General features: G+C 71.8%; 22 protein-coding genes. 5 read left to right on the top strand and 17 right to left on the bottom strand.

From position 1 onward, the window contains the following. Positions 1-99: 99 nt before the first annotated feature. The gene (locus STRNI_RS18315) at positions 100-684 is read left to right on the top strand and encodes a TetR/AcrR family transcriptional regulator (protein WP_277411607.1); all 585 of its coding nucleotides are present in this window, start codon (positions 100-102) and stop codon (positions 682-684) included. 14 nt (positions 685-698) lie between these two features. On the opposite strand, the gene STRNI_RS18310 is transcribed toward STRNI_RS18315, so the two are convergent. The 4 genes from STRNI_RS18310 to STRNI_RS18295 all read right to left on the bottom strand — a co-directional run bounded on the left by STRNI_RS18310 (position 699) and on the right by STRNI_RS18295 (position 4,274). Further along, complete coding sequence (locus tag STRNI_RS18310; protein ID WP_277411606.1) at positions 699-1,265, bottom strand: NADPH-dependent FMN reductase; 567 nt, start codon at positions 1,263-1,265, stop codon at positions 699-701. 166 nt (positions 1,266-1,431) lie between these two features. Beyond that, complete coding sequence (locus tag STRNI_RS18305; RefSeq protein WP_018093424.1) at positions 1,432-1,863, bottom strand: ankyrin repeat domain-containing protein; 432 nt, start codon at positions 1,861-1,863, stop codon at positions 1,432-1,434. A 748-nt stretch (positions 1,864-2,611) separates the two neighbouring features. Continuing rightward, positions 2,612-3,679, bottom strand: a complete 1,068-nt coding sequence (locus STRNI_RS18300; RefSeq protein ID WP_266450375.1) for an asparaginase — start codon at positions 3,677-3,679, stop codon at positions 2,612-2,614. A 49-nt stretch (positions 3,680-3,728) separates the two neighbouring features. Further along, positions 3,729-4,274: an RsiG family protein gene (locus STRNI_RS18295; protein ID WP_018089715.1), complete on the bottom strand. Its 546-nt coding sequence runs from the start codon at positions 4,272-4,274 to the stop codon at positions 3,729-3,731. A 370-nt stretch (positions 4,275-4,644) separates the two neighbouring features. Between STRNI_RS18295 and dtd the strand changes: the two genes are divergently transcribed. Then, positions 4,645-5,070, top strand: a complete 426-nt coding sequence (dtd, locus tag STRNI_RS18290) for a D-aminoacyl-tRNA deacylase (RefSeq protein WP_026169644.1) — start codon at positions 4,645-4,647, stop codon at positions 5,068-5,070. Positions 5,071-5,151: 81 nt separating this feature from the next. Here the strand turns inward: dtd and ygfZ are convergent, their stop codons facing one another. From ygfZ to STRNI_RS18260, 6 genes are all read right to left on the bottom strand, one after another. Further along, positions 5,152-6,132, bottom strand: a complete 981-nt coding sequence (gene ygfZ / locus STRNI_RS18285; RefSeq protein ID WP_109891802.1) for a CAF17-like 4Fe-4S cluster assembly/insertion protein YgfZ — start codon at positions 6,130-6,132, stop codon at positions 5,152-5,154. A gap of 31 nt (positions 6,133-6,163) precedes the next feature. Next, on the bottom strand, positions 6,164-6,601 hold the full coding sequence (locus tag STRNI_RS18280) for a Fur family transcriptional regulator (RefSeq protein WP_018089712.1): 438 nt from the start codon (positions 6,599-6,601) through the stop codon (positions 6,164-6,166). A gap of 47 nt (positions 6,602-6,648) precedes the next feature. Further along, positions 6,649-7,683, bottom strand: coding sequence for an ABC transporter substrate-binding protein (locus STRNI_RS18275; RefSeq protein WP_277411605.1), 1,035 nt, complete (start codon positions 7,681-7,683; stop codon positions 6,649-6,651). Positions 7,684-7,691: 8 nt separating this feature from the next. Continuing rightward, complete coding sequence (locus STRNI_RS18270; RefSeq protein ID WP_159486836.1) at positions 7,692-8,477, bottom strand: ABC transporter ATP-binding protein; 786 nt, start codon at positions 8,475-8,477, stop codon at positions 7,692-7,694. After that, positions 8,477-9,571: a FecCD family ABC transporter permease gene (locus STRNI_RS18265; RefSeq protein WP_277411604.1), complete on the bottom strand. Its 1,095-nt coding sequence runs from the start codon at positions 9,569-9,571 to the stop codon at positions 8,477-8,479. The genes STRNI_RS18270 and STRNI_RS18265 overlap by 1 nt, the downstream gene beginning before the upstream one ends. A gap of 242 nt (positions 9,572-9,813) precedes the next feature. After that, a complete protein-coding gene (locus STRNI_RS18260) occupies positions 9,814-10,401 on the bottom strand; it encodes a heme-binding beta-barrel domain-containing protein (RefSeq protein ID WP_018089708.1) in 588 nt (195 codons plus the stop codon). 285 nt (positions 10,402-10,686) lie between these two features. Here STRNI_RS18260 and STRNI_RS18255 point away from each other — a divergent pair, with 285 nt between their 5' ends. After that, positions 10,687-11,052: a DsrE family protein gene (locus STRNI_RS18255; protein WP_018089706.1), complete on the top strand. Its 366-nt coding sequence runs from the start codon at positions 10,687-10,689 to the stop codon at positions 11,050-11,052. 103 nt (positions 11,053-11,155) lie between these two features. Here the strand turns inward: STRNI_RS18255 and STRNI_RS18250 are convergent, their stop codons facing one another. From STRNI_RS18250 to STRNI_RS18225, 7 genes are all read right to left on the bottom strand, one after another. Then, positions 11,156-11,443, bottom strand: coding sequence for a DUF3099 domain-containing protein (locus tag STRNI_RS18250; RefSeq protein WP_078518611.1), 288 nt, complete (start codon positions 11,441-11,443; stop codon positions 11,156-11,158). A gap of 189 nt (positions 11,444-11,632) precedes the next feature. After that, positions 11,633-11,920, bottom strand: coding sequence for a DUF1416 domain-containing protein (locus STRNI_RS18245; RefSeq protein WP_006603933.1), 288 nt, complete (start codon positions 11,918-11,920; stop codon positions 11,633-11,635). Between the two features lie 42 nt (positions 11,921-11,962). Next, positions 11,963-12,808: a sulfurtransferase gene (locus STRNI_RS18240; RefSeq protein WP_018089704.1), complete on the bottom strand. Its 846-nt coding sequence runs from the start codon at positions 12,806-12,808 to the stop codon at positions 11,963-11,965. Between the two features lie 199 nt (positions 12,809-13,007). Then, positions 13,008-13,115, bottom strand: coding sequence for a putative leader peptide (locus STRNI_RS41625; protein ID WP_350252853.1), 108 nt, complete (start codon positions 13,113-13,115; stop codon positions 13,008-13,010). 226 nt (positions 13,116-13,341) lie between these two features. Further along, complete coding sequence (locus tag STRNI_RS18235; protein WP_277411603.1) at positions 13,342-14,043, bottom strand: LmeA family phospholipid-binding protein; 702 nt, start codon at positions 14,041-14,043, stop codon at positions 13,342-13,344. Positions 14,044-14,229: 186 nt separating this feature from the next. Then, positions 14,230-15,552: a hypothetical protein gene (locus tag STRNI_RS18230; protein WP_277411602.1), complete on the bottom strand. Its 1,323-nt coding sequence runs from the start codon at positions 15,550-15,552 to the stop codon at positions 14,230-14,232. A 10-nt stretch (positions 15,553-15,562) separates the two neighbouring features. Beyond that, a complete protein-coding gene (locus tag STRNI_RS18225) occupies positions 15,563-15,808 on the bottom strand; it encodes a MoaD/ThiS family protein (RefSeq protein ID WP_018089808.1) in 246 nt (81 codons plus the stop codon). Positions 15,809-16,015: 207 nt separating this feature from the next. Here STRNI_RS18225 and STRNI_RS18220 point away from each other — a divergent pair, with 207 nt between their 5' ends. Together STRNI_RS18220 and STRNI_RS18215 are read left to right on the top strand one after the other, a co-directional pair. Beyond that, on the top strand, positions 16,016-17,749 hold the full coding sequence (locus STRNI_RS18220) for an ABC transporter ATP-binding protein (RefSeq protein ID WP_159486831.1): 1,734 nt from the start codon (positions 16,016-16,018) through the stop codon (positions 17,747-17,749). After that, positions 17,746-19,764: an ABC transporter ATP-binding protein gene (locus STRNI_RS18215; protein WP_381285732.1), complete on the top strand. Its 2,019-nt coding sequence runs from the start codon at positions 17,746-17,748 to the stop codon at positions 19,762-19,764. Before STRNI_RS18220 ends, STRNI_RS18215 begins: the two co-directional genes overlap by 4 nt. The last annotated feature ends 424 nt before the right edge of the window (positions 19,765-20,188 follow it).

Raw genomic sequence — 20,188 nt, 5'->3', positions numbered from 1 at the left:
ACTGTAGTGGTTGCTAGTGGTTTTCGGAGAAGAGTTTTCCGGGAGTCCGGGAGGGGCCGGATCCGGAGGAGGCGGGCGACATGGAGCGAGGTGGACGACATGGTGCGTAACCCTGAGCGGCGGGCTGCGCTGGTGGATGCCGCGATCGAGGTGCTGGCGCGGGACGGTGCGCGCGGGCTGACGTTCCGGGCCGTCGATACGGCCGCGGGCGTGCCCCAGGGCACCGCCTCCAACTACTTCGCCAGCAGGGACGATCTGCTGGCCCAGGTCACCGCGCAGATCCATCAGCGCATCGCGCCGGACCCGGACGAGGTCACCGCGGTGATGGCCGCGCCGCCGAGCCGGGCACTGGTCGTCGAGCTGATGGGGTGGATCAATCGCCGGGTGGCCGAGAACCGCACCGGCTACCTGGCGATGCTGGAGCTGCGCCTGGAGGCGACCCGGCGGCCCGAGCTGCGGGCGGAGCTGACCCGGGCCATCCGGGCGACCCTCGACGACGACATCCGCTTCCACCTGGAGAACGGGCTGCCGGGTGACCGTACCGCCGTGGTGTTGATCTACCTCGCCATGACGGGGCTGATGCTGGAGCAGCTCACGCTGCCCGGGGTGGTGCCGGACGAGGAGACCGAGGGGCTGATCTCGGCGCTCGTCGACCGTGCGATCGGGCCGGAGGACGAGAAGTAACGGGCGCGCGGGTCCTAGCCGGCGTACGGGCGGGTCGCGCGGGCCTCGCGAAGGGTCACCGCCCACCAGGTGAGCTGGTGGAGCAGGGTGTCGGCGGCCTGGGCGGCCGGGGCCGGGTCGTGCAGGTGGCCGGTGCCGTCGAAGAGGTTGCCGGCGAGCGGGAAACTCACCGTTTCGCGCACCGTGGTGGCGTGCAACTCGGCGAACACCAGGCGCAGTTGCTCGACGGCGCGGAGGCCGCCGGAGATCCCGCCGTACGACACGAAGCCGACCGGCTTGGCCTGCCACTGGGGGTGCAGCAGGTCGATGGCGTGCTTGAGCGGGGCCGGGAAGGAGTGGTTGTACTCCGGGGTGATCACGACGAAGGCGTCCGCCTCGTCGACGCGCTTGGCGAAGGCCTCGTACTCCTCGCTGCCGTAACGGAGTTCGTACGGGCGGACGGCGTCCAGGTCGATGACGTCCACGTCGATGTGCGGGTGGCTCTCGGTGTGCCGGGTGAACCAGTTCGCGATGACGGGCGCGAACCGGCCCTCCCGGGTGCTGCCGATGATCACTGCGAGGCGGTACGGGTGCTCGGACATGCGGGGCCCTTCGTGGCGTGCGGCGTGAGTCGGTGAGCGGCGGGGTGCCGTCGGGACTGGACGCTAGGACCTCAACCGAGCTTGAGGTCAAGCGAGCAGAGTGGCGCGCCCGTGCGCCGCCACCTGGGCCGTCTGCCGGGCCCCGCCTACCGGGCCGCCTGCCGGGTCACTCCGCCCCGAACAGCTTCAGCAGCTCCGCCTTCTCGAACATTCGGGCCGTGTCGATCGCCGACGGGGTGCCTGCCGCCGGGTCCGCGCCGTGTGCGATCAGGACCTTGACGACCTCGTCCTCGGCCTTGAAGACCGCGCCGGCGAGCGGGGTCTGGCCGCGGTCGTTGGGGCGGTCGGCGTCGGCGCCGCGCTGCAACAGGGCCTCCACGGTGGCGGGGTGGCCGTGGTACGCCGCCAGCATCACGAGCGAGTCGCCCTTGTCGTTCGTCAGGTTGGCGGGTACGCCCGCGTCCACGTATGCGGCGACGGTGTCGGTGTCGCCGTGCCGTGCCAGGTCGAACACCTTGGCCGCGAGCTGCAGCACCTCGGGGTCGTGCGCGTGCTCGATCGCCTCGGGCCCCTGCGGCTCGGAATTCGCGTCGCTCATGGTCGCCGGCCTCCTGCTGGTGGTGGGTGATACGTGCGTGCACTGTGTCATCGCCACTTTATGCAGGCCATGGCCGCTGCGGCAGCGGGCGCGGGGTTGCCGTGGGCTGGGGTCGGTGCGGGTTTGCCGTGGGCTGGGGCCGGTTCGCCTACGGGTTGTGGGTGGTGGGTCGGAGGGGACGCCCGGTAACCCTCCCCCAGCCTTCGGCCGGGAGGTGCCCCCACGGCGCGGGCGACGCGGGTCCCGGAGGTTCTTCACCCCGTTGTTCGCTCCGGGTCCTGCGGGCGGCTCACCGGACATCCCCTCCGACCGCCGTACGTACGCGGCTGACCCGCCGTACCAATCACCGTCACGACCATGCGCGGCACCCCTTGGCAGGGACCTGGTCATTCCGCCCGCAGATGGGGCGCGGCCGAGGTGGGGGCCGTGACGGACGGTGTCACCGGCCGGCAGTCGGCGACGCTGGACGGTTGGAGGGGATGTACCGGTGCCCGCCCGCAGGACTGGAGCGAACGCCGGGGTGCTCAATCGCACGTAGCCGCGTCGCCCGCGCCGAGGACGGGTACCGGTGCGTCCCCTCCGACCCCCGCGGCAACCACGCACCCCGCAAAACCCCAGCCCCCACCACGCCGCACCGCCCCAGAAGCAAGTGACGGATCGGCCGCGCCACGCAGGGGCGCGGGGAACGGCGCGACCAGCCACAGCCGCACCCGCAGACGAACAACGCAACCGCAAAGCCCCCCACGGCTCAGAACGCCGCGCGGATTCCCCCCACCCGCGTGCCGCCGCCAAGGAGAGGAGCGTCCTCAAGGCGGGTGAGGACGGGGACGTCGAGGCCCATGAGGCGGAGGGTGCGGGCGAGGACGGGGCCGAGGGTGCGCGTGGCGCCGTCGTCGATCTTGAAGGCCAGGGCGCGGCCGTCGGGGAGGGCCAGGGCCTGGACGGCCTCGGCGCCCATCTTGGAGAGGGTGCCGGGGAGGGCCTGCATCAGCCACGTGTCGGGGCGGCGGGTTCCGGCGACGTACTCCGGGTGGGCGCGCATCGCATCCGCGACCCGTCGCTCAGGGGTGCCGGGATCGGCCATGACGAAGTGCCGGAAGGCGCGGGCCAGCCCGGTCAGCGACAGCGACAGCAGGGGCGCCCCGCAGCCGTCCGTGCCGACATGGGCGACGTCCTCGCCGCTTGCGGTGCGGACCCCCTCGGCCACCAGCTGCTGCAGCGGATGGGCCTCGTCGAGATACGTGGCGAGCGGCCAGCCGTTGAGCGCGGCGGCGGCCAGCATCGCGGTGTGCTTGCCCGAGCAGTTCATGGTGAGGCGGTCGCGGACCTGGCCCGAGGCGAGGTAGGCCTCCGCCTCCTCGGGGTCCAGCGGCAGGTCGGCGGGCGTCTGGAGGTGGTCGGCGGTCAGGCCGTGCTCGGCCAGCATGGTCCGTACGAGGTCGAGGTGGAACGGCTCGCCGGAGTGGCTCGCGGCGGCCAGCGCCAGCCGCTCGCCGGAGAGGTCCAGACCCGCCCGCAGCACCGCCGCGGCCTGCATCGGCTTGTTCGTGGAGCGGGGGAAGACGGGGGCGGTGACATCGCCCAGCGCCCACTCCACGCTGCCGTCGGCGGCGAGCACCACGAGGGAACCGCGGTGCCGGCCCTCGACGAAGCCGGAGCGGACGACCTCGGCGAGGACGGGGGAGACGGCGGAGGAAGCGGGTGAAGCGGAGGAAGCGGAGGAAGCGGGAGAAGCGGGGGAAAGCGCGGCCGCCGGGGAATCCGGGGACGTGGTGGATTCCGAGGTCGGCTCGGATATGGGGGTGGGCGAGGTCATCGTCGGCCTTCCGGGAGTGGCCTGCGCCCCCCTGAGGCTTGTGGCCCGGTCAGGACAGCAGGTCGTCTACTTGCGCTTCGCCTTCACGGTACCTGCGGGCAATTTCGGCGCTGCAATCGTCGGTGGTGCGCTGCAGGGACTGACGGCGCCGGGACACCTGCTGTTCGTAGCGGATCAGCCGGCCCATCGCGTCGTGCAGCTCCTGGTCCGTACGCGCGGTGAGGTCGGACAGCTCCACCTCGCCGAGCATGTCCTCGGCGAGCCTGCGGTACTCCTCGCTGTGCGGCGTACCGAGCGTCACATGCCGGGCGGAGGAGCGGTGCCGCGACGGCAGGTCCGTCAGGATCTCCGGGAGCCGGTCCAGCAGCGGTGAGTGCTGGGCGGTCCGGCGGGCGATCTCGGCCCGCAGGATGTCGATCCGGCCCTGCAACAGCCGCCGCAGATAGCTGAGATCGGCCTCTTCCTGCTGGGAGTCACGCCGTACGACCCGTAGCTCGGGCAGCCCCAGGCCGGACAGATCGGGCGTGGTGGCCGGCAGGCAGCGGTCGCGCTGCTGCGGGGGGCGGGGGTGCTGCGCCTGGCCTGCCTGGAGCATGGGGCCGTCCTCGGTGCCGGGGGGCTCGACGCGAGCCGTCGCTGTGGTCGTCGTCAGGGCGGTGGGGGGTGGTGGGGTGGCGGGCGCCGGATGGGCGGGGTCCGTCGTGGGGGTGGTCGATGTCGTCCGTCCGGTCGGTGTCGTACGGGCGGTTGGTACGGGACCGGGTGTCTGTCCGGCGCCGAGAGTGCTCATGAATCGTTCCGTCCCCTCGTCCGGTGCCGCGTCCTGGGCATGTTGTCCATGAAACGCACCACGTGCACGCATCGTGCCACTCTGGGCGGTCCTTCTGCAGGGCCATGGCACCCGAACGGCCCCCGTGGGGGCACGGCTGTCCGAAGGCGGTGGGCCGCCCGGCATGATGGCGGGTATGCGAGCTGTGGTGCAAAGGGTTGACGGTGCCCGCGTCGAGGTGGCGGGCGAGACGGTCGGGGAGATCGTCGGTGAGGGGCTGTGCGTGCTGGTGGGGGTCACGCACGAGGACACGAAGGAGAAGGCGGCGCAGCTCGCCCGCAAGCTGTGGTCGGTGCGGATTCTGCAGGGCGAGAAGTCCTGCTCGGACACCTCGGCACCGCTGCTGGTGATCAGCCAGTTCACTCTCTACGGTGACGCCCGCAAGGGCCGCCGCCCCACCTGGAACGCCGCCGCACCGGGGCCGGTCGCCGAGCCGCTGGTCGACGAGGTCGTCGCGCAGCTGCGGGCGCTGGGCGCCCATGTGGAGACCGGCCGCTTCGGTGCGTCCATGAAGGTGTCGCTGACGAACGACGGGCCGTTCACGGTGATGGTGGAGGTGTAGCCCACCCCGGTGGTTTGCGCCGGGGTGGCCGCAAGCCCGCCCCGGTGGCCCGCGCCGGGTCGGCCCCCACCGGGACCGGCCCTACGGCTCGACGACGACCTCCTGGGCCGCGGCCGTGGTGCCCGCCATCAGGGGCGCGTCGACCGGCACGTTCCGCTTGACCAGGGCGAGCGCGATCGGGCCGAGCTCGTGGTGGCGGGCCGAGGTGGTGATGAAGCCGAGCTGCCTGCCCTCCTCGCCCTCCGAGGCGAGGCGGACGGGGGTGCCGTGCGGGGGCAGATGGACCTCGCTGCCGTCCAGGTGCAGAAAGACCAGCCGACGGGGCGGCTTGCCCAGGTTGTGGACCCGGGCGACGGTCTCCTGGCCGCGGTAGCAGCCCTTCTGGAGGTGGACGGCGCTGCCGATCCAGCCCAGCTCGTGCGGGATGGTGCGGTGGTCGGTCTCCAGGCCCAGGCGGGGGCGGTGGGCCTCGACGCGCAGGGCCTCCAGCGCCAGGACGCCGGCCGCCGGGCCGTGGTCCGCGGCGAAGGACTCCAGGTCGGCACGCGGCAGGAACAGATCGCGGCCGTGTGCGGTCTCCCGTACGACGGCGTTTCCGGGCACCTCGGCGATGGAGCCGGCCGGCAGATGGACGAGGGCGATCTCGTCGGTGCGGTCGGCGACCTCGACCCGGTAGAAGAACTTCATGCTCTCCAGGTAGGCGATCAGTGCCTCCTGGTTGCCGGGTTCGGTGTGCATCCAGGTCGTCTCGCCGTCGTCGACGAGGGAGACCGCATGCTCGATGTGGCCGTGCGCGGACAGGACCAGCGCCTCGGTGGCATGGCCGGGCGGGAGGTCGCTGACGTGCTGGGTGAGCAGCAGATGCAGCCAGCTCAGCCGTTCGGGGCCGGTGACGGTGACCACGCCACGGTGGGAGAGGTCGACGAAGCCGGAGCCGTCGGCGAGGGCGCGCTGTTCCCGGAAGAGGTCGCCGTAGTGCGCGGCGACGCCTTCGTCGGGGGCCTCGGCCGGGACGGCGCCGGGCAGCGACAGCAGGGGGCTGGCGGGTGAAGGTCGCGGCATGGGGCCAGCCTACGACTCGGGGGCGACTGCCTCAGCCGTCGCCCTCGGCGGCCTTGGCGCGGCAGGCCGCACAGCGCCCGAAGATCGCGAAGTGCTTCATGTCCGTCTCGAAGCCGAACTGTTCGCGCAGCATCGCCGTGAAGGGCTCGGCCACCGACAGATCCGCCTCGATGACCTCCGTGCAGTCCCGGCAGACCAGGTGCATGTGGTGGTGGCGGTCGGCGAGGTGGTAGGTCGGGGCGCCGTGTCCGAGGTGGGCGTGGCTGACCAGGCCCAGCTCTTCGAGGAGCTCCAGGGTGCGGTAGACCGTGGAGATGTTCACCCCGCCCGCCGTCTTGCGCACCTCGGTGAGAATGTCGTCCGGGGTGGCATGCTCCAGTCTGTCCACAGCCTCCAGCACGAGCTGACGCTGCGGGGTCAGGCGGTATCCGCGCCTGCGGAGGTCGCTCTGCCAGTCGGTGGTCACCACACGGCCAGTGTAGAAGGGCGGGCCGTGGGTGTCCGTACGTCGCCCGGTCAGCCGGCCGCCCGTACACCGCGCAGATAGCGGGCCAGGTCACTGACGGCGGCGGGGTTGCGGGGGCTCTCGACGAGGTCGGCGTAGTCCATGACGTAGATCCGGTGGTGCTTGACGGCCGAGACGCCGGCGAGCGGCCCGTACGACATCAGGAACGCCTTCTTCTGGGCGGCGGAGGTGTCGCCGTAGTTGTTGATGACGATGACGTCGGGGTCGCGGGCGACGACGGTCTCCCAGCCGACGGTCGTCCAGGAGTCCTTGAGGTCCTTCATGACGTGGTCCCCGCCGGCCTTGGTGATGATGTCGTGCGGTCCGGCGTACTTGCCCGAGGTGAAGGGCTTGTCGCGGCCGTCGTCGTAGAGGAAGACGGAGGGCCGGTCGGCGGGTGCGGGGGCCTTGGCGGCGGCGTCGGCCACCTGCTTCTTGTACTTCTTCACCAGGGCGGCGGCGCGGTCCTCGACGTCGAAGATCTTCCCGAGCGTCGTCAGGTCGGTGTAGAGCGCCTCCAGGGGCGGCATCACCCCGCGGGCGCCGTCCCTGCCGTTGCGGCAGGACTCGGTCAGCACATGGCTGCCGATGCCGAGCTTCTTCAGGGCGGCGGGGGTGAGGCCGTTGTCCTCGCCGAAGCCGTAGTTCCAGCCAGCGAAGACCAGGTCGGCGCGGGCGTCGAGGGCGATCTCCTTGGTGAGCGTCTTCTTGCCGAGCCAGGGGACCTTGTCGTACGCGGCCTTCCAGGGGACGCCGTCGAGGTCGCCCTTGTCGTCGGGCATGACATAGCCGGCCATCCGGTGCTCCAGGCCGAGCGCGAACATGATCTCGGTGATGCCGACGTCGTTGGTGACCACACGGGCGGGCGGCTTGTCGTAGGTGGTGCGCACGCCGCAGTTCTCCACGGTGACGGGGTAGTGGCCGGAGGCGTTGGCGGGGCGCCGGTCGTGCGCGGCGCCGCTGTCGTCGTCGGAGATCTTCGCGCCGCAGCCGGTCAGGGCGAGCGCGAGGGCGAGGGCGGTGAGTGGGGCGGTGGGGCGGCGCATGGTGGTCCTCAGGAGTCGGCGGCGGGGGCGGGGAGGCGGTCGAACAGCAGCTGGACGGCGCCCGATTCGGGATGCCGTACGCGGTGGGCGCGGACGCCGAAGACCTCGGCGAGCAGCTCCGGGGTGAGCACGTCGTAGGGCGGGCCCGCGGCGACGATCCGGCCGCGGTCGATGACATACAGCTCGTCGCAGTGCAGGGCGGCCAGATTGAGGTCGTGCAGCGCGGTCAGCACCGTCAGCCCGCTGTCCCGCACCAGCGCCAGCACCGCCAACTGCTGGGCGATGTCCAGGTGGTTGGTCGGCTCGTCGAGGACCAGCACCCGCGGGTCCTGGGCCAGCGCGCGGGCGATGAGCACCCGCTGTTTCTCGCCGCCGGACAGGCTGAGGAAGCCGCGTCCGGCCAGATGGCCGGCGCCGACCCGGGCCAGCGCCCGTGTGCAGCGCTCGCGGTCCGCCGCGCTCGCCCGGCCCGAGCCGCGCTGGTGCGGCAGCCGCCCCATCGCGACGACCTCGGTCACGGTGAAGTCGAACTCCGTGCTCGCCTCCTGGGGCAGCGCGGCCAGCAGCCGGGCGCCCGTGCGCGCGTCCATGGCGTGCAGATCCGCGTCGTCCAGCCGTACGGTCCCGGCGGCCGGGCGCAGCGCGCGGTAGACACAGCGCAACAGGGTCGATTTTCCGCTGCCGTTGGGGCCGACCAGGCCGACCACCCGGCCGCTGCCGGCCCGCAGGGTGATGTCGTGGACCAGGCGGTTCCCGGCCACCTCCACGGACAGGTCCGTGACGTCGATCCGCATCAGGCGCCGCCTCCGAAGGTGTAGCCGCGCCGCCGCATCAGCACGACGAAGCAGGGCACGCCGATGACGGCGGTGAGCACGCCGACCGGCAGTTCGACGGGCGCCAGCAGCACCCGGGAGAGCAGATCCACCCACACCAGCAGCACCGCGCCGAGCAGCGGCGCGACGGCCAGTACCCGGCGGTGGTCGGCGCCGACCAGCATCCGGGCCACATGCGGCACCATCAGCCCGACGAAGCCGATCGCGCCGCTGACCGCGACCACCGCTCCGGTGCCGGCGGCCGCGACGACGAACAGCTCGCGGCGCAGCCGGTTCACCTGCACCCCCAGGGCGGTGGCGGTCTCGTCGCCCATGGCCAGCGCATTGAGCCGGCCCGCGGAGAGCAGCAGATGGGCGAGCGCGCCGGCCACCGCGGCCGCGGCGATCGGCACCGAGCCCCAGCCGGCCCCGCTCAGGCTCCCGAGCAGCCACATCATCGCCGAGCGAGCCGCCTCGCCGCGGTCGGCGGTGAACACCATGAGGGTGGTGAGGGCGGAGAAGCCGTAGTACATCGCGGTGCCGGTCAGCACCAGACGCAGCGGGGTGAGCCCGTGGGCGGTGCGTGCGGCGGCGTACACCAGGGCCATGGCGGCCAGCGCGGAGACGAAGGCCGCCGCCGACAGCGCCCAGACGCCGAGTGCGCCGAGCGCCCCGAAGAGCAGGACGGCGTTGGCGCCGACGGCGGCCCCGGAGGAGATACCGAGCACGAAGGGGTCGGCGAGCGCGTTGCGGACCAGGGCCTGGACGGCCACACCGAGGGCGGCGAGCCCGGCGCCGACGACGGCAGCCAGAACGGCGCGCGGGAAGCGCAGCTCCCACACGATGGTGTAGGCGGCGGCCTCGTCGGAGGAGATCGTGCCGCCGGTCAGCCCGGCGCCCAGATACCGCAGCACCTCGGCCCAGCTCAGACCGGCCGCGCCGAGCCCTACGCCGCACAGCAGGGAGCCGAGCAGGACGGCCGTGAGCCCGGCGAGCAGGGGTATGACGGGCAGCCGCCGGGCGGCCGGTGGCGCGCCGGTCCCGTCCGTCGTCGGATGCGCGCTGGTGGTCGCCACGGTCGGTCGGCCGCCTCGGGGTCGGGCCGCGTCCCTACGTACCAAGGGGCGGCCCGGGGCCGCGAGGGCCGGGCGGCGTCCCCTCGCAGTCCACGGCGAGTTGTACGGGAAGCTGCGCGCACCGCGGGCAATCGGGCTTGCGGAAGGAGACCTTCCGCCTACCGTTGCGGGTCAGCGCCGGACTTCGACCGGCTTCCCCCGCGGGGCGCTGGCGGGGAGAGCGGGACTCTCCCCGGGGTGGCTCAGGGGTTGTAGGGCGTGCCGTCCGGCCGGAAGAAGGAGACGCCGTCCGGCATGTCGTCGGGCAGGCTCTCCGCCCACTCCTTGAGGTCGGCGACCTTCTTCAGATGCGCGGACATGTACGGGCGCAGCGGCACGTCCGGGGTGGACTTCTCGCCGACCCACATCAGGTCGCTGTTGACATAGCCGTAGAGCCGCTTGCCGCCGCTGTACGGGCCGGAGGCGGCGGTGCGCGCGATGGCGTCGGTGGCCAGGTCGATCTGCGGCTTCTGGTCGGCCAGCTCGCCGTACCAGACCTCCACCACGCCCTGGTCGCGGCACATCACGATCTCGACCTTGCGGTCCGCGTCGATGCGCCAGAAGCCGCTCTCGGACTCCAGCGGGCGGACCTTCTTGCCTTCGGCGTCGAGCACCCAGCTGTGGGAGGTGTACTCGAGGAAGTCACGGCCGTCGTGGCTGAAGGTGACCTCCTGCCCGAAGTTGCACTTCTCGGTGCCCGGGAATTCGGCGACGCCGGCGCCCTCCCAGTTGCCGAGGAGGAAGGCGAGCGGCACCAGGGCCGGGTTCAGGTCGGACGGGATCTCGATCATGAGAGCTCAGGCGATCTATAGAGAGGGGGATCGACAGGGGCGCGGGCGGCGCTCCTGCGACGGGTGGTGGGAGACGGGCTCAGCGCTGGCCCTGGTAAAGCTTCTTCCAGGTCAGACCGGCGAACGCGATGACGCCGATGCCGACCAGAACCAGCAGGGTGGTGAAGAATGCCTCAAGCACGAGCGCGCTCCTTGAACGGAGTGAGGGTGTAACGGACCGCCTGCGAGTCTAGTCGGCGGCGGTGACAGCGGCGCTGTGAGGTCCGCCGCGCCTACTCTTGCCTCATGGCGAAGAAGCTCGTGATCAAGGTGACGGCGGGTGCGGATGCGCCCGAGCGGTGCTCGCAGGCGTTCACGGTGGCGGCGGTGGCGGTGGCCAGCGGCGTCGAGGTGTCCCTGTGGCTGACCGGGGAGTCCGTGTGGTTCGCGCTGCCGGGGCGGGCGGCGGATTTCGAGCTGCCGCACTCGGCGCCGCTGCCGGAGCTGATCGACGGGATCCGCGCGGGCGGCGGGGCGATCACGGTCTGCACCCAGTGCGCGGCCCGGCGGGACATCGAGCAGAAGGACCTGATCGAGGGGGCCGGGATCGCCGGTGCCCAGGTGTTCGTCAGCGAGATCATGCCGGACGACGTCCAGGCGCTGGTGTACTGAGCGCTCCCACGGGAGCTGCCCGTCCCGGGCGGCCCGTCCGGGGCTGAACGTCCCGGGCCGGCCCGTCCCGACCGCGCGGCAGGGCCCGGGGACACGCCCGGGCCTACTGCGGGTGTTTGTCGTCGCCCCGGTCGTCCAGTTCGCGCCACCAGCGGTCGGACTCGGGGTCGCCGGACTCGTCCCACCAGCGCTCGCCGGGCTCGCGCCGGTTGCCGATCACGGCCGCGACCGGCGGGATGACCATGGCGACCACGCACATGCCCACCGCGACCGGGACCGACCACAGCCGCACCACACCCCAGGCCAGGACGAACAGCACCAGGCACACGCCCATCAGGACGAAGTACCTGCGGTGACGGCGCTCTACGGGCGACCGGCGGTGCGCGTCCATATCTCCACGGTAAGTCCGTGCCGGGCAGGACAGAAGCCGGGGAGAAGGCCCGGTGCCGGCCGTGCACGGCACGGAGGGCCGCACCCCCAGCCAAGGCGTCCAAACCCCTGGGGTGCGGCCCTCCGGCCGTAGGGAGGGTGGCGTCGGAATCCGGGCTGCCCCGGGGAGCCGACGCCACTCCTGCTGCCGTCAGACGGCGATGGCAACCTCCGCCAGGCCGCCCTTCTGGGCGACGACGGTGCGGTCCGCGGTGCCGCCCGGGACGAGCGCACGCAGCGTCCAGGTGCCCTCGGCCGCGTAGAAGCGGAACTGTCCGGTCGCCGAGGTGGGGACCTCGGCGGTGAACTCGCCGGTGCTGTCCAGCAGTCGGACGTAACCGGTGACGGGCTCGCCGTCGCGGGTCACGCTGCCCTGGATCGTGGTCTCACCGGGCTTGATGGTCGAGGCGTCCGGGCCGCCTGCCTGTGCTCCACACATGGGGGTACTTCCTTGAGGGGTTCGGGGGAGAAGCGTGCTTGCTTACTTGGCGGCGCCGAGCTCGATCGGCACACCGACCAGCGAGCCGTACTCGGTCCAGGAGCCGTCGTAGTTCTTGACGTTGGTCTGGCCGAGCAGCTCGTGCAGGACGAACCAGGTCAGCGCGGAGCGCTCACCGATACGGCAGTAGGCGATGGTGTCCTTGGCGAGGTCGACGGACTCACCCTCGTAGAGGGCCTTGAGCTCGTCGTCCGACTTGAAGGTGCCGTCGTCGTTGGCGTTCTTCGACCACGGGATGTTGCGGGCGCTGGGCACGTGGCCGGGGCGCTGCGACTGCTCCTGCGGGAGGTGCGCCGGGGCGAGCAGCTTGCCGCTGAACTCGTCGGGGGAGCGCACATCGACCAGGTTGAGGTTGTCGATCGCGGCGACGACGTCGTCCCGGAAGGCGCGGATGGCGGTGTTCTGCGCCTTGGCCTTGTAGTCGGTGGCCGGGCGCTGGGGAACCTCGGAGCCGTCGACCAGGTCGCGGGAGTCCAGCTCCCACTTCTTGCGGCCGCCGTCGAGCAGCTTGACGCCGTCGTGGCCGTAGAGCTTGAAGTACCAGTAGGCGTAGGAGGCGAACCAGTTGTTGTTGCCGCCGTAGAGGACGACCGTGTCGTCGTTGGCGATGCCCTTGGCCGAGAGCAGCTTCTCGAAGCCCGCCTGGTCGACGAAGTCGCGGCGGACCGGGTCCTGGAGGTCCTGCTTCCAGTCGATCCGGACGGCGTTCTTGATGTGGTTCTTGTCGTAGGCCGAGGTGTCCTCGTCAACCTCGACGAGAACCACCTTCGGGTCGTCGAGGTGGGCCTCGACCCAGTCGGCGTCTACGAGGACGTCGCTACGGCTCATGATTCTTCTCCTCCGGGGCAGTTGCGGGGGGCAGTGGCAGAGTTGCACGCGGGTATGCCGGGTGCGCGCCGTGGACTTCCGGACGGCCCGTGTCGGGGTACGGGAGCCGGCGTGGCGCTGTGCGGGGACATACGGGAACGGCCGAGGGGCCGGCCGGGCCGGGGCACCCCCGGGCTTGGGGGAGGGTGCGGAAGGCCCGTCAGACAGGGCGACAGAGCATGGCGGCGACGCGGCACAGGTCTACTGCCCGCCGCTTCGTCAGTACCGCCCGTCCCCGCGGACGGAGACCGCTCAATGAGCTCTGCATGGCCCCGATCGTAGGGACGCGGAGCGGCGTGTGTCACCGGCGTGTCGAATGATGAGACGCGATTGTCCGCAATGCGGGATGAGGGGGCGCGCGGCGCGGTCCCGCGCGGGCTCCGGGGGTCCGTACGCCCGTGGGGGGTCTGGCGTACGGACCGGGGTGTCTCAGGAATTGGACGGTGTCCGGATCAGCCGGCGGACCGGTGGGGCGGTCCGCCGTGGGAGTCCGGTCAGCCGGGAAGCTTGACGTCCTTGCCGGAGGCGGAGATCGAGATGCCTTCGTGCATCGTCACGACCTTGTTCAGCTTCAGGTTGCCGGGCAGCTGGGCCAGCTTCCAGTCGTGGTCGGTCTGGGCGCGCACCTTCGTCTCACAGCCCGGGAGGGCCTTGCACATCGCGGGGAGCCCGTCGGCCCGCAGCCGGACGGTGGTGCCGTTCACGATGGTGAGGGAGCCGGTCACGTTCAGCGAGACGGGGAGCGGGACATTCGGCGAGATCTTGACCTGGCTGCGGCCGTTCTTCTCCCCGCCGTAGCTGATCTTGACGCCGCCGCCCGCCGCCTTCGTCAGGTCGGCGTAGGTGATCCGGGCGTTGCCGGTGGCCGTGGCGGCGCTCTCGATGGAGGTGTAGTCGCTGGTCAGCCCGACCTCGAAGAAGTGCGCCGACAGCCGGTCGATGCGCAGTGAGCGCCCCTCGGCGCGGGCCTCGATGCCCCCGAGGTCGGCGTCCACCTCCTGGAGGCTGCGGCCCGCGACCTGGGTCAGGAACGGGAAACCCTTGATGGCGACGGTCGGGGTCTTGTCGAGCCCCTGACTGGCGCGGATCTTCTCCGCGGCCTTGTCCTCGGCGAGACCCACCGCCACCCGGTCGGCCGCCACGAACAGCCCTCCGAGTATGACCACGAGGACCAACAGCACACGTAGTGCACGCATCGAACCACTTCCCCCACCCTGGGCCGGATTACGGCCGACTCGTCCATTGCAGGCCCCCTGCCTGCGCTCCGGGGGAGCCTAGACGACGTACTCCGGCAAACGGGAGCGGCGGCCGCCAGAGGGCACCAAGGTGCGCCACCGGCGGCCGCCGCTCCGTTTCGCTGTCGCGCACGGCCCTCGGCGGGCCTAACCGAGCGCCCGCCCCAGGACGTACACCGCGGGCGCGGCCAGGGCCAGCGGCAGGGCCACCCCGGCCGTCAGGTGGACGAAACGGGAGGGGTAGTCGTAGCTGGCCACCCGCAGCCCGATCAGGGCGCAGCCGCCGGCCGCCAGTCCCAGCAGCGCACCGGACGCCCCGAGGCCGGTCAGCTGGCCGGCCGCGATACCGGCGCCCGCGGCGGCCACCAGCGAGATGCCGACGGAGGCGGCGGGGGGCAGCGGCAGCGCACGGGCCAGGGCGGCCACCGCGACCGCGGCGGCGCCGACCACCACCGCGTGCGGGCTGGCCGCGAGCTGCCCGGCGGCCAGTACCGCGAGGGCGGTCGAGGTCAGGCCCGCGGTCAGCGCGTACATCCGCTCGTCGGCGCTGCTGCGGTTGCGCAGCTGGAGGACGAGGACGAGCAGACACCACACGCCGAGCGTGCCGATGCCGACCAGCGGCGCGCTCTCGCGGTCGGTGGCCAGCAGGGCGACATCGGTGGTCAGCCCGGCCAGGAAGGCCAGCGCGATGCCCTGGCGGGCCGGCCACATGCCGTTGAGCCGGAACCAGCCGGCGGCGGTGACGGCCTGCAGCAGCGCCACCGGCACGGCGAGCACCGGGCGGCCCAGCGGCGCGGTCAGCGCCAGCAGCAGGGCGAGCCCGGCGGTCAGCGCGGCCGGCTGGATACCGGGCGGGATGATCGGTGAGCGGCCCTCGGCGCGGGCGCGCTGGTTGGCCGCGAGCGGGGCGCTGGAGACCACCGCGGCGGGTGCGGGCGCGGCGGGCGCCGGCCGGGCCTGCTGGGGGTGCTGGGGGGGCTGGGCCTGCTGGGGGTGCCGGCGGGCGTACGGCTCCTCGGCCGGCGAGGCGGTCTGGTGCTGCGTGGGCAGCGGCGCGGGCTCCGCGTGCGGGGCGCGGTAGCCGTCCTGCGGCTGCTGCGGCTGCTGCGGCTGCCGGGCGTGCTGGGGCGGCTGTCCGTGCTGGGGCTGCTGGGGCTGCTGTCCGTACGCGTCGTACCCGTACTGGTCCTGCGCGTGCCGGCCGCGCCCGTACGGGCCGGGCGCCGGCTGCTGCACCGGAGCGGGGGCCGGCTGCTGCCGGTACGGGTCGTAGGCCTGCTGCGGGCGGTACGGCGCCTGGGGGTCGTACGGCGCCTGCGCCGCGGACGGCGGCGCCTGCTGGGCGTACGGGTCCGGCCTGCCGTACGCGCCCTGCTGGGCGTACGGGTCCGGCTGGGCGTACGGATCCTGCGGCGCATACGGGTCGTGCGGCTCGTAGGAAGGGCGGTGCTGCGGCTGGTGGTCGCTCATGGTCGTGTGCTCACCCTCCCGCGAACGGCGGCAGGACCTCGACGGTGCCGCCCTCGGCCAGCGGCACCGACGCGTGGTCGCGGGTGCCGACCGGATCGCCGTCCACCAGGAATGAGCAGCGCAGCAGGACGCGCGCGAACTCGGGGTTCGCGGTGTGCGCCGCGCGTGCCGCGTCGAGCGCCTCGGCGAGCGTCGCCGCCGCATACGGCTCTTCTGCCGTGCCGGCGGCGGCCTTGGCCGCGGCCCAGTAGCGCACGGTGCCAGTTGTTGTCACGGCGGCCTCTTCGTCGTGTCGGTCGGGGGGCTTCCGTGGTGGCGGATGCCCCGTCGTTGCCGCCTCCATGATGGCGTACGCGGCGGCCGGTCAGGTTCCGGGCAAGTTCTGGCAAAGGCTCAGGGAGCGGACGCGGGCGGAACACGGAAATTCGATTGCCGAGGGCAAGTGTTCGCCTAGGCTCGCGGTGTGTTGGTCCGACTAGCGCGGGCGCATCTGCGGCCCCACAGGCGCTCGATATCCCTGATCGTTCTGCTCCAGCTCATCCAGACCCTGGCCACTCTCTACCTGCCCACCCTCAACGCCGACATCATTGACAACGGTGTCGTGAAGGGGGACACGGGCTACATCCTCCGTGTCGGCGGCTACATGGTCGCCGTCACCCTGCTGCAGATCGTCTGCGCGACCGGTGCCGTCTACTTCGGCGCCCGTACCGCCATGGCGCTCGGCCGGGACATCCGCGCCGCGGTCTTCGACCGGGTGCAGTCCTTCTCCGCCCGGGAGGTGGGCGCCTTCGGCGCGCCGTCGCTGATCACCCGGACCACCAATGACGTCCAGCAGGTCCAGATGCTGGTGCTGATGACGTTCACGATGATGGTCTCGGCGCCGATCATGTGCGTCGGCGGCGTCATCATGGCGCTCAATCAGGATGTGCCGCTGTCCGGCCTGCTCCTGGTCATCGTCCCGGTCCTCGGGATACTCGTCTCACTGATCGTGCGCCGGATGCGTCCGCTGTTCCGCGGGATGCAGGAGCGCATCGACACCGTCAACCGCGTGCTCCGCGAGCAGATCACCGGTATCCGTGTCATCCGCGCCTTCGTCCGCGACCGGCACGAGCGCGAGCGGTTCGCCGGGGCCAACACCGATCTGTACGACGCGTCGCTGCGCGCCGGCCGGCTGATGTCGATGATGTTCCCGCTGGTCATGCTGATCGTGAACGTCTCCAGCGTGGCCGTCGTCTGGTTCGGCGGACTGCGCATCGACAGCGGCTCCATGGAGATCGGCGCGCTGACCGCGTTCCTCAGCTACCTCATGTACATCCTGATGTCGATCATGATGGCGACGTTCATGGTGATGATGCTGCCGCGCGCCGAGGTCTGCGCCGAGCGCATCCAGGAGGTGCTGGCGACCGACTCCAGCGTCACCCCGCCCGAGCACCCCGTCACCGAGCTCCGCCGCCACGGCGAACTGGAGCTGCGCGGCGTCGAGTTCCGCTTCCCGGGCGCCGAGCAGCCCGTCCTCAAGGACATCTCGCTGACCGCCCGCCCCGGTGAGACCACCGCCGTCATCGGCTCGACCGGCAGCGGCAAGTCCACCCTCCTCGGGCTCGTCCCCCGCCTCTTCGACGCGACCGGCGGCACGGTCCTGGTGGACGGCGAGGACGTCCGCACCCTCGACCAGGAGACGCTGGCCAAGGCCATCGGCCTGGTCCCGCAGAAGCCCTATCTCTTCTCCGGCACCGTCGCCACCAACCTCCGTTACGGCAATCCGGACGCCACCGACGACGAGCTGTGGCACGCCCTGGAGACCGCCCAGGCGAGGGACTTCGTCGAGCGGATGGAAGGCGGCCTGGAGGCCCCCATCGCACAGGGCGGCGGCAATGTCTCCGGCGGCCAGCGCCAGCGGCTGGCCATCGCCCGCGCCCTGGTGCGGCGCCCCGAGATCTACCTCTTCGACGACTCCTTCTCCGCCCTGGACTACGCGACGGACGCCGCGCTGCGCGCCGCCCTCGCCCGCGAGACCGACCGGGCCACGGTCGTGATCGTCGCCCAGCGGGTCTCCACGATCCGCGGCGCCGACCGGATCGTCGTCCTGGACGAGGGCCGGGTCGTCGGCACCGGCACCCACGCCGAGCTGATGGCCGGCAACGAGACCTACCGGGAGATCGTGCTCTCCCAGCTCACCGAGCAGGAGGCGGCGTGACCACCGCGGACAAGGGGGCGGCGGCCCGGGCCGAGGCCCCGGCGGCCACCGAGGAGACCCCTCCGATGGCCTCCCGACGAGGCCCGGCCCCGGCGGTCGGGCCCGGCCGGATGATGGGCGGCCAGCCCACCGAGAAGTCGATGGACTTCAAGGGCTCCGGCAAACGGCTGCTGGCCCAGATGCGGCCGGAGCGCGGCATCATGAGCCTCGCCCTGGCGCTGGGCGCGCTGAGCGTGGCACTGACGGTCGTCGGCCCCAAGGTCCTCGGCCACGCCACCGACCTGATCATGTCCGGCATCATCGGCCGGCAGCTGCCCGACGGGCTCACCAGGGCCCAGGCCGCCGAACAGCTCCGCGCCCACGGCCAGGACGGGCTCGCCGACATGATCGGCACGATGCCGGTCGTCCCCGGCCACGGCATCGACTTCGGCGCCGTCGGCCAGGTGCTGCTCTGGGTCACCCTGATCTATGCGGCCGCCTCACTGTTCGGCTTCGTCCAGGCCAGGATCGCCACCCGGGTGGTCCAGCGGGCCGTCTTCCGGATGCGCGAACAGGTCGAGGAGAAGCTGGCCCGGCTGCCGCTGAGCTACTTCGACAAGCAGCAGCGCGGCGAGGTCCTCTCCCGGGCCACCAACGACATCGACAACATCCAGCAGACGCTCCAGCAGACCCTCAGCCAGATCGTCGCCTCGCTGCTGACCATCGTCGGCGTGCTCGTCATGATGTTCTGGATCTCCCCGCTGCTGGCCCTGGTCGCCCTGATCACGGTCCCGGTCTCGGTCGTCGTCGCCACCAAGGTCGGCAAGCGCGCCCAGCCGCAGTTCGTCCAGCAGTGGAAGACCACCGGCAAGCTCAACGCGCACATCGAGGAGATGTACACCGGCCACAGCCTGGTGAAGGTCTTCGGCCGCCAGCGGGAGTCCGCCGAACTGTTCCGCGAACAGAACGAGGCCCTCTACGCCGCCGGCTTCAAGGCCCAGTTCATCTCCGGGATCATCCAGCCCGCGATGATGTTCATCGGCAACCTCAACTACGTCCTGGTGGCGGTGGTCGGCGGCCTCCGCGTCGCCTCCGGGGCCCTGTCCATCGGCGACGTCCAGGCCTTCATCCAGTACTCCCGGCAGTTCAGCCAGCCGCTCACCCAGGTCGCCTCGATGGCCAACCTCGTCCAGTCCGGTGTCGCCTCCGCCGAGCGGGTCTTCGAACTCCTCGACGCCACGGAACAGGACCCCGACCCCGCACGGCCCGCCCGCCCCGAACGCATCGAGGGCCGGGTCGAGTTCGAGGACGTCTCCTTCCGCTACGCACCGGACAAGCCGCTCATCGAGGACCTCTCGCTGGCCGTCCACCCCGGCCAGACGGTGGCGATCGTCGGCCCGACCGGCGCCGGCAAGACCACGCTCGTCAACCTCCTGATGCGCTTCTACGAGGTGAGCGGCGGCCGGATCACTCTCGACGGCGTCGATATCGCCGCCATGTCACGCGAGGAGCTGCGCGCGCACATCGGCATGGTCCTCCAGGACACCTGGCTCTTCGGCGGCACGATCGCCGAGAACATCGCCTACGGAGCCCCCGCGGGCACCCCGATGGACAAGATCGTGGCAGCCGCCAGGGCCACCCACGTCGACCGCTTCGTGCGGACCCTGCCGGACGGCTACGACACGGTGCTCGACGACGAGGGCAGCAATGTCTCCGTCGGCGAGAAGCAGCTGATCACGATCGCCCGCGCGTTTCTCGCCGAGCCGGCGATCTTGGTCCTGGACGAGGCCACCAGCTCGGTCGACACCCGCACCGAGGTGCTCATCCAGCACGCGATGGCCCAGCTCCGCAGCGGCCGCACCAGCTTCGTCATCGCCCACCGTCTCTCCACGATTCGCGACGCGGACGTCATCCTCGTCATGGAAAACGGTGCGATCGTGGAACAGGGGCCCCACGATGCGCTGTTGGCCGCCAACGGGGCGTATGCGCGGCTCTATGCCGCGCAGTTCGCGGAGCCCGTCTCGGAGACGGGCTGATCCCCCTCCCACGTTTTCGGCTTTCCCGCCGTGGTGGTTTCTCGCCGTGGCGCCTGCGGCGGGCGGGTGGTTGTCGGGTGCGGTGACGGGCCTCCGGGGCCTGGTGTGTGGACTGCTTCGCTTTACGTCCACACACCAGGCCCCTCCGGCCCGTCCCCTCCCGTGGGGGGAGTGAGTACAGGTGGGTGGGGGCGGGCGTCCGTAGAACGTGTCACTTCTGCTTCGCGAGGAGCAGTGGACCACCGGCGTGACCCCCACCAACCGTTTTTCCATCCCACCAACGGGAGGGGACGGGCCGGAGGGGGAGGGGTGTGGGACGTAAAGCGAAGCAGTCCCACACCCCTCCCCCGGAGGTCCGTCACCGCACCCGACAGCCCCGCGCAGCGGACCGGCCCGCCGCCAGGCGCAACGGCGGGGCACCCGC

It is taken from the genome of Streptomyces nigrescens, from assembly GCF_027626975.1.
GTDB lineage: Bacteria > Actinomycetota > Actinomycetes > Streptomycetales > Streptomycetaceae > Streptomyces > Streptomyces nigrescens.
This window is presented reverse-complemented; position numbering and strand designations above follow the sequence as displayed.